This window comes from Pantoea allii, from assembly GCF_002307475.1.
Classification (GTDB): domain Bacteria; phylum Pseudomonadota; class Gammaproteobacteria; order Enterobacterales; family Enterobacteriaceae; genus Pantoea; species Pantoea allii.
In genome coordinates this window covers 225,115-238,563 of the sequence record NZ_NTMH01000036.1, presented here as the reverse complement: position 1 = coordinate 238,563, position 13,449 = coordinate 225,115, and the positions used below count along the sequence as shown (strand labels likewise).

At 55.8% G+C, this 13,449-nt stretch carries 13 protein-coding genes; 7 read left to right on the top strand and 6 right to left on the bottom strand.

The genetic code is table 11. The features are described 5' to 3' along the window. Nucleotides 1-12: 12 nt before the first annotated feature. The gene (gene proC / locus CMR03_RS16175; RefSeq protein ID WP_063878602.1) at nt 13-825 is read right to left on the bottom strand and encodes a pyrroline-5-carboxylate reductase; all 813 of its coding nucleotides are present in this window, start codon (nt 823-825) and stop codon (nt 13-15) included. 366 nt (nt 826-1,191) lie between these two features. On the opposite strand from proC, the gene CMR03_RS16170 reads away from it, so the two are divergent. Then, nucleotides 1,192-1,641: a YaiI/YqxD family protein gene (locus CMR03_RS16170; RefSeq protein WP_096012022.1), complete on the top strand. Its 450-nt coding sequence runs from the start codon at nt 1,192-1,194 to the stop codon at nt 1,639-1,641. Between the two features lies 1 nt (nt 1,642). Here CMR03_RS16170 and CMR03_RS16165 read toward each other — a convergent pair whose 3' ends face one another. Further along, the gene (locus CMR03_RS16165; protein WP_096012021.1) at nt 1,643-2,368 is read right to left on the bottom strand and encodes a DUF2076 domain-containing protein; all 726 of its coding nucleotides are present in this window, start codon (nt 2,366-2,368) and stop codon (nt 1,643-1,645) included. A gap of 282 nt (nt 2,369-2,650) precedes the next feature. Between CMR03_RS16165 and aroL the strand changes: the two genes are divergently transcribed. The 3 genes from aroL (at nt 2,651) to ppnP (ending at nt 3,921) form a co-directional block, all read left to right on the top strand. Continuing rightward, on the top strand, nt 2,651-3,175 hold the full coding sequence (gene aroL, locus CMR03_RS16160; RefSeq protein ID WP_063878605.1) for a shikimate kinase AroL: 525 nt from the start codon (nt 2,651-2,653) through the stop codon (nt 3,173-3,175). A 110-nt stretch (nt 3,176-3,285) separates the two neighbouring features. Beyond that, entirely contained in the window at nt 3,286-3,477 is a 192-nt protein-coding gene (locus CMR03_RS16155; protein WP_063878606.1) for a YaiA family protein, read from the top strand. A 153-nt stretch (nt 3,478-3,630) separates the two neighbouring features. After that, nucleotides 3,631-3,921 (top strand): pyrimidine/purine nucleoside phosphorylase, encoded by a 291-nt coding sequence (ppnP, locus tag CMR03_RS16150; protein WP_063878607.1) that lies wholly within the window; start codon nt 3,631-3,633, stop codon nt 3,919-3,921. Nucleotides 3,922-3,955: 34 nt separating this feature from the next. Here ppnP and rdgC read toward each other — a convergent pair whose 3' ends face one another. Continuing rightward, nucleotides 3,956-4,867: a recombination-associated protein RdgC gene (gene rdgC, locus CMR03_RS16145; protein WP_096012020.1), complete on the bottom strand. Its 912-nt coding sequence runs from the start codon at nt 4,865-4,867 to the stop codon at nt 3,956-3,958. Nucleotides 4,868-5,011: 144 nt separating this feature from the next. Between rdgC and mak the strand changes: the two genes are divergently transcribed. Continuing rightward, nucleotides 5,012-5,917, top strand: coding sequence for a fructokinase (gene mak, locus CMR03_RS16140; RefSeq protein WP_096012019.1), 906 nt, complete (start codon nt 5,012-5,014; stop codon nt 5,915-5,917). Nucleotides 5,918-5,983: 66 nt separating this feature from the next. Here the strand turns inward: mak and CMR03_RS16135 are convergent, their stop codons facing one another. Genes CMR03_RS16135 through sbcD form a run of 3 tightly spaced genes read right to left on the bottom strand, consistent with a single transcriptional unit; the run spans nt 5,984 to nt 11,233 of the window. Next, nucleotides 5,984-6,355 (bottom strand): cell envelope integrity TolA C-terminal domain-containing protein, encoded by a 372-nt coding sequence (locus CMR03_RS16135; protein WP_096012018.1) that lies wholly within the window; start codon nt 6,353-6,355, stop codon nt 5,984-5,986. A gap of 10 nt (nt 6,356-6,365) precedes the next feature. Next, a complete protein-coding gene (locus tag CMR03_RS16130; RefSeq protein WP_096012017.1) occupies nt 6,366-10,040 on the bottom strand; it encodes an SbcC/MukB-like Walker B domain-containing protein in 3,675 nt (1,224 codons plus the stop codon). Further along, nucleotides 10,037-11,233 carry an exonuclease subunit SbcD gene (gene sbcD / locus CMR03_RS16125; protein WP_096012016.1) on the bottom strand — a complete coding sequence of 399 codons (1,197 nt, stop codon included), beginning with the start codon at nt 11,231-11,233 and terminating at the stop codon, nt 10,037-10,039. The genes CMR03_RS16130 and sbcD overlap by 4 nt, the downstream gene beginning before the upstream one ends. Nucleotides 11,234-11,430: 197 nt before the next feature. On the opposite strand from sbcD, the gene phoB reads away from it, so the two are divergent. Beyond that, nucleotides 11,431-12,120, top strand: coding sequence for a phosphate response regulator transcription factor PhoB (gene phoB, locus CMR03_RS16120; RefSeq protein WP_014606457.1), 690 nt, complete (start codon nt 11,431-11,433; stop codon nt 12,118-12,120). Nucleotides 12,121-12,134: 14 nt separating this feature from the next. Then, nucleotides 12,135-13,448: a phosphate regulon sensor histidine kinase PhoR gene (phoR, locus tag CMR03_RS16115; protein ID WP_096012015.1), complete on the top strand. Its 1,314-nt coding sequence runs from the start codon at nt 12,135-12,137 to the stop codon at nt 13,446-13,448. The last annotated feature ends 1 nt before the right edge of the window (nt 13,449 follow it).

Below are 13,449 nucleotides of genomic sequence, written 5' to 3'. Positions count from 1 at the left end.
GACGCGCCAGATTTAACTGCGGCTCAGCTTGTCCGACTTCGCCATGCACTGTTGCATGGCTTCTATCACGGCGGAACGAAAGCCTTTTTCTTCCAGCACTTTTACCGCTTCAATCGTGGTGCCACCGGGCGAACAGACCATATCTTTTAACTCGGCGGGATGTTTGCCCGTTTCCAGTACCATCTGCGCGGACCCTTTCACGGCCTGGGCGGCAAAGCGGTAAGCCTGCGCGCGTGGCATACCGCCCGCGACGGCAGCATCGGCCATGGCTTCGATAAACATAAACACGTAAGCCGGGGCGGAACCACTGACGCCCACCACCGAGTGAATCAGGTATTCATCGACCACCGCCGCCTGACCAAAGCTTTCAAATATGGCGACCACTTCATCGGTTTCGTTCTGTTCAACCAGAACGTTGGGCGTGACTGAGGTCATGCCTTCGCCCACCAGAGAAGGTGTGTTCGGCATCGCCCGAATGATTTTACGATCGTGGCCCAGCACGGAGGCCAGATTATCCAGCGTGACGCCGGCGGCAATAGAAACGACCAATGCGTCTTTCTTCAGGCTGTTAGCCAGTTCTTTCAGGACTTTGAGGATGACATTCGGTTTAACCGCGCCAAACAGAATATCCACATGCTGGGCCAGGGCCTCTGCACTTTCCGCGGCATTAATACCGTACTGCTCGGCCATTTGCTGATTGGTGTCTGGTTTGCGATCGTAAATCCAGATAGCCGACGGTGTAATTTGTCCGCTGTTTATCAGCCCGCCAATGATGGCCTTTGCCATGTTGCCACCGCCAATAAATCCGATTGTCTTGTCCAGCATCACCGTCTCCTTAACTGTCACTGTTTCGCCTTTATCAACGATGTAGCTTACTGCAGACAGGATTAATAACAAGTTAGCGGTCACAGACAGGCACTGGCACCCGTCGGCGGGCGGGCAGGAAAGCCGAACGCTATCGCCGCGATCCTGCCCCGCACGCGGGGGTGCTCTCAAGCGGCTACAGCATGGGGTTCCGCGAGTCAGGCCCGGCAAATGCAGCGTGTTTTGGTGGGCAGGGCAAGCGCTGGCAGCCTGGCTTACGCGGCAAAGCAGAGATAATCTCAACCCTGAGGGCGCGGGGAATTTTACTTAACCCCCTTTTGGAAACCAGGTTACCATCGTCGCTATTTTCCAGCAGAAGGAACAACCATGTTTATCTGGGTCGATGCGGACGCCTGCCCCAACGTCATTAAAGACGTGCTGTATCGGGCGGCGGACAGAACGCAAACCATGGTGACGTTTGTCGCGAATCAGTTTTTACGTGTGCCGCCGTCGCCCTGGCTGCGTACGCTACAGGTGCCGGCCGGGTTTGATGTTGCAGACAATGAAATTGTGAAACGTGTGCAGGTCGGGGATTTAGTGATTACGGCGGATATTCCGTTGGCCGCAGAGGTGATTGAAAAAGGCGCGGCGGCGCTCAATCCACGCGGTGAGCGTTACTCTCCCGCGACCATACGCGAGCGGCTGACAATGCGTGATTTTATGGACACCATGCGTGCCAGCGGCGTACAGACAGGCGGTCCCGCCGCCATGAGCCCGCGGGACCGCCAGCAGTTTGCCAATGAACTCGACAGCTGGCTCAGACAACGGCAACGCTGAATCAGACGAAACTGTCGTCATCGTCGTAATCATTGCCGCCAAAATCATTCAGGTCGCCGTTATCGGCATAGGTATCACTCCAGCCGTTACTTTGATCAAGGAATGACTGATTATCGGCGCCGGTGCCCTGATCGAGAAACGACTGATCGTTGCCGCCGTTAAAGGTATTGAGGCTGTCGTCTACCTGGGGCAGCGGCGGCTGCTCATTAATGATGTTGACGATTTCCTGCGGCTGCGACTGATGGAACATGCTGGTCAGCATGTCGGCCATGACCACGCCACCTGCCACGCCCACTGCGGTTTGCAGTGCACCACCCAGGAAACCGCTGCCGCGTGGCGCAGGTGCGCTGGCATAAGGCTGCTGTGGTTGAGGTGGCTGCTGCGGCGCGCTGTTCCACTGAGGCTGCTGCTGAGCCGGTTGGGGCTGCTGGCTGCCTCCGCCAAACAGGCTGGATAAAAATCCACCGCTGCTCTTGGGCTGCTGCTGCTGTTGCGCCTGTTGCTGAGCAAGACGATTTTCCAGCGCCTGAACCCGCTCATTCAGTTTTTTAAGTGCCGCTTCCTGAATCAAAATGGCCTGAGCCATATAGTAGGGCGCACCTGGTTGCTCCTGCAGATGTTGTTTGATCAGTTGTTCGGCTGCAGCATCGCGTGCCGCAGTCTGGCTTTCAGCTTGTTTCAAACGGCTAAACAGATTTTCAATCAGTTGTTGTTCTTCGCGTTGCATGATGACTCTCCGGTTGCGACTGTTAACAGTATATGGGGGCGATGAGCCGCAATGTAAATTCGTGGCGGTAAGCAAATGTTGCTGACGTAAACTTTTTTGCCTGATGCACAAAATGTGCATGGGTAACTGCCTGTATTTCATTGTGTTGTCGGATAGCAGGGCGCAATCATGCGTAAAATACGCTCAATGAGTAGAGCGCGAAATAAATTCCCGCTATGATGCGTCCTATTATTGAGCCTAACCAGCAGCTGTGATGGGCTGCGCGGCGGAGGAACTGCCCTGATGTCTTTGTCCATTTTTTTGATCGGTGCGCGCGGATGCGGAAAAACCACCATTGGTGAAGCCCTGTCTCAGGCTCTGGGTTACGCGTTTCGTGATACCGATCATCACCTGCAATTCACGACCCAACGTACCGTGGCGGAAATTGTGGCGGCGGAAGGATGGGAAAGCTTTCGTGCACGTGAAACCGACTCGCTTAAAGCCGTGACTGCGCCCTCAACCATTATCGCCACGGGCGGCGGAATGGTACTGGCAGAAGGTAACCGGCGGTATATGCGTGAGCACGGTCAGGTGATCTGGTTAAGTGCACCGCCTGATATTCTGGCCCGGCGTCTGGAAAGCCAGCCGGAAGCCGCTCAGCGACCGACTTTAACCGGGCGTCCAATCGCTGAAGAAATGAGTGAAGTGCTGCGCGCCCGCGCCCATCTGTATCAGGCTGCCGCCCATCATGAGGTGAATGCCATGCAAGCGCCAGAACGCGTTGTTGAGCAGATACTGCAGTCGTTATCCCTGGCGCGTGCCAGCTAACCCTCAGATTTATCCCCCTTTGGCCGCCATTTCCGCCGTTTTGACTATACTTAACCCATGACAGGCGTCGCCTGTCGTGTGGAATGTCATTCAGCCAAGAGGGACACATTATGCCGACAAGACCTCCTTACCCCCGAGAAGCGCGCGTTGTGACTGTCGAAAAAGGCCCCGAAGGCAAAAAAGTCATGTCCTGGCAACTGCGGGCCGATCATCCTAAGCCTGACTCGTTAATCAGTGAGCACGACTCTGAGCAGGAAGCGCATGACGCAAAAGCGCGTTATGAAGACGTCGAAAAAGAGTAAGCCGTCGCTCTGGCAAGGATGCCATCGGTCCTGCTTTTTTTCTTCTGCCAGCCTTCGCCGCGTGAGGATCACAATCACTCACTATTTCACGTGACAGATCAGCAAGTTCCCTTCTACACTGCCAGACACCTTAATGTGCTGTGAGGAAGTATTATGCTCAATGTTAGTGAGTATTTTGACGGAAAAGTTAAATCCATCGGTTTTGACAGTGCGAGCACCGGTCGTGCCAGCATTGGTGTCATGGCTGAAGGCGAATACACGTTTGGAACGGCCCAGCCGGAAGAGATGACCGTGGTCAGCGGCTCGATGAAAGTGTTGCTGCCGGGTGAAACACAGTGGGCATGGTTTGAGGCGGGGTCGGTGTTTAACGTACCGGGTCACAGCGAGTTTCATCTGCAGATAGGCGAGCCAAGCGCTTATCTTTGCCGCTATCTGAAAGACTAATAAAACGGCCGCATGTTTCCTGCGGCCGATTGTTTTAACGCTGGGCTTCGCCACCTAAGGCTTCAACCAGATTGCTGGTCAGGGCGGCCAGTTCGCTGGTCATCAGGATAAAGTCTGCATCAAAACGCTGCGCAAAATCTTCCCGGTCAATATCATCGTTCTGGTCACGCAAGGTATCGCTGAACTTCAGGCGTTTCACTGAACCGTCGTCGGATAACACGAACTGAATACGCTCCTGCCAGTCGAGCGCCAGTTTGGTCACCAGCTTGCCGGCTTCAATGTGGTTGGCAATTTCATCGCACACCAGATCCTGTTTCTTGCAGCGAATCACACCACCATCTTCCAGAATGGCCTTAAGCTCGGCTTCATCCATCAGGGCAAAACCGGAAGGCACATCACCAGAACGCACCCATTCGGTCAGGGTAAGTTCAATCGGGCTTTCCAGCGTCAAGGGCACAACCGGTAACGATCCCAGGCTTTTACGCAGCAGGGCCAGCGTATCTTCCGCTTTTTTCGCACTGGCGCAGTCCACCATGATCAGGTTGTTGACGGTGTCGATCCACAGATACGTCTGACTAAAACGACTGAATGCGCGCGGTAACAGGCTGTGCAGCACTTCATCTTTTAGCGAATCTTTTTCCGTCTTTTTCAGCTTGCGGCTCTGTTCTGCTTCGAGCTTGTCGATTTTGGCTTCCAGCGCCTGCTTCACAACCGGAGAAGGCAGGATTTTTTCTTCTTTGCGCGCGCAAATGACAATTTGACCGTTGTTCACATGGGTCAGTGCATCGCTGCGATTGCCCATCGGGGACACCCAACCGGTCTTGCTCATGTCCTGACTGCCGCAGGGAGAGAAGGTGAACGCATCCAGCTGTTTTTCCATTTCGTCTGCGGACAAAGGAATGTCACGATTCAGACGATAAACCATCATATTTTTAAACCACAACATCGGGATTCCTTACCGTGGCGCGATCGGGCGCACAAATCTCACTAAGTGTGCGCATGATAGCGAAACATCGGAGCGGTTTCATTGCCTTTCAGGCAATCGCCTTTTAGTGTAGAAAACACCTTAACGAATAATGAGGAATAAACTGTGCGTATAGGCATTGATTTGGGCGGCACCAAAACGGAAGTCATTGCGCTGTCCAGCGAGGGGAACGCGCTGTTTCGTCATCGAATTTCCACGCCGCGCAACGACTACCCGGCGACCGTACAGGCTATCGCTGATTTGGTGCGTCTGGCCGAAGAAAAGACCGGGCAAACCGGGACGGTAGGCTTGGGTATTCCGGGGACGATCTCGCCTTACACGCAGCGGGTGAAAAATGCCAACTCCACCTGGCTTAACGGGCAGCCGCTGGACAAAGATTTGGCGCAGGCGCTGAATCGTGACATCCGCATCGCCAATGACGCGAATTGCCTGGCCGTGTCTGAAGCGGTCGATGGTGCAGGCGCAGGGCAGGCGCTGGTGTTTGGCGTCATCATCGGGACAGGATCGGGCGCGGGCGTGGCGATAAACGGCGCGTCGCGCATTGGCGGCAACGGCAATGCAGGCGAGTGGGGCCATAATCCTCTGCCGTGGATGGATGAAGATGAACTGCGTTACCGCGCTGAAGTGCCTTGCTATTGCGGACAGCAGGGTTGCATTGAAACCTTTGTTTCCGGTACCGGTTTTGCCATCGACTATCAGCGTTTAAGCGGTGTGGCGCGCAAAGGCGCAGAGATTATTACCCTGCTGGAACAGCAGGACCCTGTGGCAGCACTGGCGATGAGCCGCTATGAAATACGGCTGGCAAAATCCCTGGCTCAGGTTGTTAACCTGATTGATCCGGACGTGATCGTGCTGGGCGGCGGCATGAGCAACGTGGACCGTCTTTACCAGACGGTGCCAGCGCTGATGAAAAAATGGGTTTTCGGCGGTGAGTGTGAAACCCCGGTGCTGAAAGCGATGCACGGGGATTCAAGTGGCGTGCGCGGGGCTGCCTGGCTGTGGCCGGAGTAAACACATCAGGCAAGCGGTGACCTTGTGCAACTGACTGTGGGATGCCCAGGGTCACTCTCTGCTGGCTTAGCGAGTCGGGGCGAAAGCAAACACGATTTGCTGCGGTGCGCCCTGTGGGGGTAAAGGCATATCGCGTGCGCTGCTGACGCTCTGCCAGGCTTTCAGACACAGCGACTCGTTTCCTTCCGTGCGCATCACGTTATAGCGTCCGTCCGGGCGACGCTGTGCCGTCACCAGGCAGCGCTGGCCCGCATATTTTGGCGCATCGTGAAAATTGCGCATGACCAACGCATTGATCTGATGAATATAACGGTTCACGTCCTGGCACTGTGCCTGAGACAGATCGGTCGTGCAGCGCGCTTCTTTCGCCTCAGGATGATGACTGCATCCTGCTAACAGCAGCATTGTGGCCGCAATAAATCCTGTACATCTCAACATGCATTACCTCTTACAAACCGGGCAATTCCAGCTTGCTGTAACCCAGTCCATTCATTTTACGTACTTTAATTTGCACGGGAATACGCTCTTTCATCGCCTCAACATGGCTGATGACGCCAATGGTTTTTCCACTGGCGTTGAGTGCATCCAGTGCATCCAGCGCGGTATCCAGCGTTTCCGCATCCAGTGTCCCGAAGCCTTCATCAAGAAATAACGATTCGATACGCGTTTTATGGCTAACCAGATCGGACAGCGCGAGTGCCAGCGCCAGGCTCACCAGAAAGCTTTCTCCACCCGACAGCGTACGCGTATCCCGCGCGCTGTCCGCCTGCCAGGTATCCACCACGTCCAGTTCCAGCGCATCGATAGCACGGCGCTGTAAAAGATAGCGTCCATGCAGGCGATCCAGCTGACGATTAGCCAGGGCTACCAGGTGATCAAGCGTTAATCCCTGCGCAAAGCGTCGGAATTTATCGCCGGTTGCCGAGCCAATCAACTCGTTAAGCAAGGCCCACTGCGCCAGCTCGGTTTCATCCTGAGCAATCTGCGCCAGTAAGGTTTGCTGTTGCGTCCGCAGGCTGGCATCGCTTTGTAACTGCTGCTGCAACTGCCCCTGCTGACTGGCGTTATCCCTGAGTGACAGCCGTAAGTTTTCCAGCTGTGCAGCCAGCGCATCGGCGGAGTCGGGCATATTATCGGGTTTCGCCTGCTGGTGGGCAGCCAGCCGCTGTTGCAACTCTGCCAGACGTGACTGTTGATGGAGCAGATGCTGATCAATCTGCTGCAGTCGCTGGCGCAGTTGGTGCGCTTCCTGCTCGTCCAGCAGTGCGGCCCGCAGGCTCGCCTCGTCCGGGAAGTCGGCCGCCGCCAGTGCGGCACTGAAGCGCTGCTCAGCCTCGGTTAACCGTGTGCTCAATGTATGCAGCTGGCTTTCCAGTAGCGTCAGTTGGCCGGTAAGACGGCTGACCTCTGCCTGAGACTGCTGCAGCCGCTCACGTTGCTGCGTCAACAGCATCTCGTGACCATCGACACTTTCCTGCATTTGCTGACGGGCCTGGGTAACCTCGCGATCACCAAACAGCGCCGCGCGCTGCTGGCATTTTTCCTGGTGCTGCTGATCCAGTGAGGCGAGCTGCTGCTGTAGCTGAGTCAGGCGTTGCTGCTCAAGCAGCAACTGTTGTTGCAGGGCTTCTGCCTGGCTTTCCGCACGTGCCAACTGAGGCTGTAAGTTAGCAAGCAACCGCTCACTTTCCTGCCAGCGCCGCCAGCGCTGTTGCTGCTCCGCCAGCCAGCTTTCGCGCTGGGCACTGTCAGGCAACGCCAGGTGATAGTCTTTGAACTGCTGATTCAGCGTTTCCTGAAGCTGCTGAGCACTCGCCTGGGCCTGCTGTTGGTGCTGCTGTAAGCGTAGCAATGCCTGTTGCTCATTCTCCAGCTGCTGTTGGGTCAACTGGATCGTTTGCTGATGCTTCTGTAACGCTTGCTGCTGCTGCAGATGTCGCTCTTTTGCCTCCTGATAAGCCCGTTCTGCGCTTTCCAGCGTCTCGACCTGTGCAGTTAATGCCTGTTCCTGATGGCGCTGGGCCTGCTGCCAGTTGGCGAGTTCTTCGGCATCGTTCAGCGTGGAGGTAAGCGCAAGCTCACTGCTCAAGGCCTGCCAGCGCTGGGCTAAACCATCAAGTTGCTGCGTTAAACTGGCGATTTCGTCCTGCAGAGACTGCTGCTGCACCTTCAGGTGTTTTATCTGCTCTTTTTTTGCCGTACCGGTTTCACTCAGTGCCTCTACCTGCTTTTGCAGGTCAGCTTTTCGCTGTTGGTTGGCACTGACTTCCAGAGCACGGTAGGTTTCAACCGCAGGATGTTCGCAGGAGCCGCACAGAGGGCAGGGTTGTCCGGCCTCCAGCCGCGCCCGATGCTCCTCCAGGTCGGCAATGTGGCTTTCGAGCTGGCAAATTTTCTCCACGTCGGTGAGCTGCTGTTTCTCCCGTTTCCATGTTTCCCGCAGCGTTAGTAATTCTGCCTCAGCCTGCAGGCTGGCTTTTTCAAGATCCTGGCGTCGTTTTTCATACTGACCGCGCTGTTGATGCAGCGGCTGCCACTGGGTAGCCAGTAACGTCAGCGTCTGACGTGCGTCACGCTGCTGATTTAACTGCTTTAACGCCTGACGTATTGCTTCGGGAGGATGGGCTTTCTGTAGCGAAGTTAGCGCTTGCTCAGCTTCAGATAATGCGTGCTGAGCCTGCTGCCCGGCCTGATTCAGGGGAGCCAGTTGCTGATCGAGCTGTTCGATCTGCTGTTGGCACCGATGAATTTGCTGTTGCTGTTGCTGCACCTGTTGCGCTGACGCCGCCTGTTCGGTTTCATACCGTGCCAGCTGAGCAAAGCGGTCCTGCCACAGTGGCAGGTTTTCGCCCCACACCGCCAGCTCTGCAAGCTGCTGCCGAAGAGCCTGCTGCTGGGTCATCGCCTGTTGCAGATCGCTCACCTGGCGTCGCTCGGCTTGCATCGCCTGTTCGCGCTGCGCGCAGCCTGCCTGCTGCTGACCCGTTTCATGCTGCAACTGTTGGATTTGCTGAGCTAAGGCGGAAAGCGCCTGATCGAGCGGGATAACCTGTTCGGTCAACAGGGTTTCCTGTTGTCGCTGTTGCTGACGCGCCTGCTCGCGGGCCGTTTCCATTTCCTGATAGCGCTGCTGCAACTGCTGCTGCTCATGGGCCGTGGCCTGCCTCTGCTGATTGACCTGCTGCTGACGCTGTTGCACCTCATGACGTTCAGCCTGCAGGCTGTCGCGTTGCTGCAGCGCACCGCGCAGTTTTTCTGCCGGTTCACTTCGGGCCAGGCGCTGGCGATCGGCTTCTGCCGCCTGACTTGCCGTTTCTGCTGCCTGACGGGCGGCATTCACCTGCTCACTGTCCGCGCTTAGCTGCTGTGCCAGTTGCAGCCAGTGCTGCTGGCGCTGAGCGGTGTCAAGCTGGCGGCTGAGTTGCTGCTCGGCTTCCGTCAGTGCAGCTTGCTGCTGTTGCAGCCCGGTTCGGGTCGCCTCATCAAGCAGTGCCATGCCGCCCGCCCGGCTGCGCAGCAACTCCAGCGCATTTTTCGCTTCTTTATGGCGCTCGAACGCGGCCATAGAAACCAGACCGTAAATCTCCGTGCCGGTCAGCTCTTCCAGCAACTCCGCGCGCTCGTTGGCTTTGGCATTGAGAAACGCGGCGAACTGGCCCTGTGACAGCATCATTGAGCGGGTAAAGCGCGCAAAATCCAGACCACTGAGCGTTTCGGTGAGCTTGAGTTTGTCGCCCACTTTGTCTGCAACAATCTGGTTATCCGCACAGCGTGCCAGCTCGACGCGCGGTGCCTGCAGTTTGCCGTCTGCCGTACCCCGTGCGCGGTTCTGGCTCCAGAATGCACGCCAGGCTTCACCTTTAATTTCAAATTCGACTTCAGCCAGGCATTCTGCGCAGTCACGCGTCATCAGCGGATTGTGCCCCTGAGAGAGCACGCCCAGTCGCGGCGTCTGGTGATACAGCGCCAGACAGATCGCATCCAGCAGGGTGGTTTTACCCGCGCCCGTCGCCCCGGTAATGGCAAACAGACCATTGCTGGCGAAAGGCTCGGTGCGAAAGTCGATAAACCATTCCCCTTTCAGCGCATTAAGGTTTTTGAATCGCAGCGTGAGGATCTTCATGGGTTCTCCTCCAGGTCGGCCAGCGTCTGCCTGAACAGCGTTGTCACCTGGGCCATCTGCTCATCGTCAAGCGCATCGTTTAGTGCCAGACGCCGGGCAAAAACCTCTTCAACATTCAGTTCGCTCAGGGTTTCATTATCCGTTTGCGTCAGGCTGTGCTGACGCTGTTCACGACTGCGCCGTAACAGCAGCACTTCCACCGGTAACTCTGCGGTCAGGGCTTCCACCTGGCGCTGCAGGTCACTTAAGTACTCCTGAGTCGTGACTTCAATATCCAGCCAGACCGGTTTTTCGCCGCTCGGATGGGAAAAGTCGGCTAGCTGCTGGCTGATTTGCGCCAGTGAACCTTTGAGCTTCTTCATCGGCTGGAACAGCGGAATGGGCAGGGCATCGATCTCCAGGCCTGCGGAGCCGAACGTCAGCAGATACACACTCTTTTCGCTGCCCAGCTCGTCAAAGCTAAGTGGAATAGGGGAACCGCTGTAGCGAATATGGTCGCTGTTAGCCACACGCTGAGCACGATGAATATGCCCAAGGGCGATGTAATCCGCTGGCGGAAATGCCGAGGCAGGGAAGGCGTCCAGCGTGCCGATGTAGATATCACGCACCGAATCACTTTTGCTGACGCCAAGGGCCGTAAGGTGGCCGGTTGCAATGATGGGCAGGTGCTTGTTCCACGCCTGCGCCGCCGCAAAACTGCGCTGATAATGCGCGGCAATCGCTTCCAGTAGACTGATCTGTTTGTCCCGCCCCGACTGACCGGCCTGGCTGCGCATGATGTCGCGCGGACGCAGGTAAGGAATCGCGCACAGTAACGCGCCGGGTTCGCCCTGACGGGTGGTCAACATCAGCACATCATCATTTTCTTGCGGCGTGGCAACCACTCGCGTATTCAGACAGGCCAGCAGTTCACGCGACTCGTTTAACGTCGCCACCGAGTCATGATTACCTGCCAGCACCACCAGCTGACAGCCGCTGGGCTGTAATGCCACCACGAAGCGGTTAAACATTTCACGCGCATAACTGGGCGGCGTACCGGTATCGAATAAGTCGCCCGCCACAATCAGGGCATCAACCTGGTGCTGCTCAATCTGGATTAACAGCCAGTCAAGAAAGGCCTGGTGTTCAGCGCCACGGCTCTTGTTATAAAAGAACTGCCCCAGGTGCCAGTCCGCGGTGTGGATAATGCGCATAACACTCCCTGCCATAACAATTTGCCCGGCAATTATACTGGCTCTATCACTAAAGCCACAAAACATGTCGTCATGTTGTCATAAATGGTTGTTGCAAGCCGACTTTTATGGCTAACTTTTTCATAAAACTGTCACAAAACTGACGCATAATGACGCCGCAAATATCAGTGAAAGCCGTCCTACCTGCAGGAGTAATAATGGCTAAGCGCATTTTAGTTGTGGAAGATGAAGCTCCAATCCGTGAGATGTTATGTTTTGTTCTGGAACAAAACGATTATCAGCCGATTGAGGCCGAAGATTATGACAGTGCTGTCAGCAAGCTGATTGAACCCTGGCCTGATCTGATCCTGCTGGACTGGATGTTACCCGGCGGTAGCGGCATACAATTTATTAAACATCTTAAGCGTGAAGCCATGACGCGCGATATTCCGGTTATGATGCTGACCGCGCGCGGCGAGGAAGAAGATCGGGTTCGTGGGCTGGAAGTCGGGGCGGATGATTACATCACTAAACCCTTTTCGCCTAAAGAGCTGATGGCACGCATCAAAGCGGTTATGCGTCGTATTTCGCCGATGGCGGTTGAAGACGTGATTGAAATGCAGGGCCTGAGCCTGGACCCGTCATCGCACCGCGTGATGTCAGAAACCACACCGCTGGAAATGGGGCCGACAGAATACAAGCTGCTGCATTTCTTTATGACCCATCCTGAGCGTGTTTACAGCCGTGAGCAGCTACTCAATCACGTCTGGGGCACCAACGTCTATGTTGAAGATCGCACCGTTGACGTTCATATTCGTCGTTTACGTAAGGCGCTGGAACTGACCGGCCACGATCGCATGGTACAAACCGTACGCGGAACAGGCTATCGTTTCTCTGCCCGCTTTTAAACGGAGCTTTAACCGTGCTGGAACGCCTCTCCTGGAAGAGATTATTGTCCGAACTGGTGCTGGCGTGTCTGCCTGCGCTGGTGCTTGGCCTGCTGTTTGGCTATTTGCCGTGGCTCTTGTTACTTAGCGTCGTCGGCATGTTATTGTGGCATTTTTACAACCTGATGCGCCTTTCTCACTGGCTATGGCTCGATCGCACGATGACGCCGCCTTCAGGCCAGGCTAGCTGGGAGCCGCTGTTTTACGGGTTGTATCAAATGCAACTGCGCAACCGGCGGCGGCGGCGCGAGTTAGGTAATCTGATTAAGCGCTTTCGTAGCGGCGCGGAGTCGCTGCCTGACGCCGTAATCCTGACCACGGAAGAGGGCACTATTTTCTGGTGCAACGGCCTGGCACAGCAACACCTGGGGCTGCGCTGGCCAGAGGATAACGGGCAAAATATCCTTAACCTGCTGCGTTATCCTGAGTTTTCACGCTACCTTCGCCAGCGGGATTTCGATAAGCCACTGACGCTGGTGCTGAATAACCAGCACCATATGGAATTCCGTGTCATGCCTTACAGCGAAGGCCAGTGGTTAATGGTGGCGCGCGATGTTACTCAGATGCATCAGCTTGAGGGAGCACGGCGTAACTTCTTCGCCAACGTCAGCCACGAACTGCGCACGCCTTTAACGGTGCTTCAGGGCTATCTGGAAATGATGAACGACTCTGTAATGAATCAGCGCTCACGGGACAAAGCGTTGCAGACGATGTCGGAGCAAACCCGACGGATGGATAGCCTGGTCAAACAGCTCCTGACGCTGTCGCGTATTGAGGCTGCCCCGGTCATCAACATGAAAGAAAAGGTTGATGTGCCCGTCATGCTAAAACTGCTGCAGCATGAGGCTGAAACCCTGAGCGGCGGACGTCACGCTATCCATTTTCATACCGATCCCCATCTGAAAGTGTTTGGCAATGATGAGCAATTACGCAGTGCCATTTCCAACCTCGTTTACAACGCGGTTAACCATACGCCAGAGGGCACGCGCATCGATATCAGCTGGCTACGCAGCAAGCAGGGCGCGGTATTCAAGGTGTGCGATAACGGCCCCGGCATTGCTTCTGAGCATATCCCACGTCTGACAGAACGTTTTTACCGCGTGGACAAAGCGCGTTCACGCGCCACCGGCGGCAGCGGGCTTGGGCTGGCCATCGTGAAGCATGCACTGAGCCATCATAATGCGCGGCTGGAGATCACCAGCATCCCGCATCAGGAAACCTGTTTTACGTTTACCCTGGCACCACGGTTGATTGTTACTAACGGGATGCAGGAGAATGCCGTCCATTAAC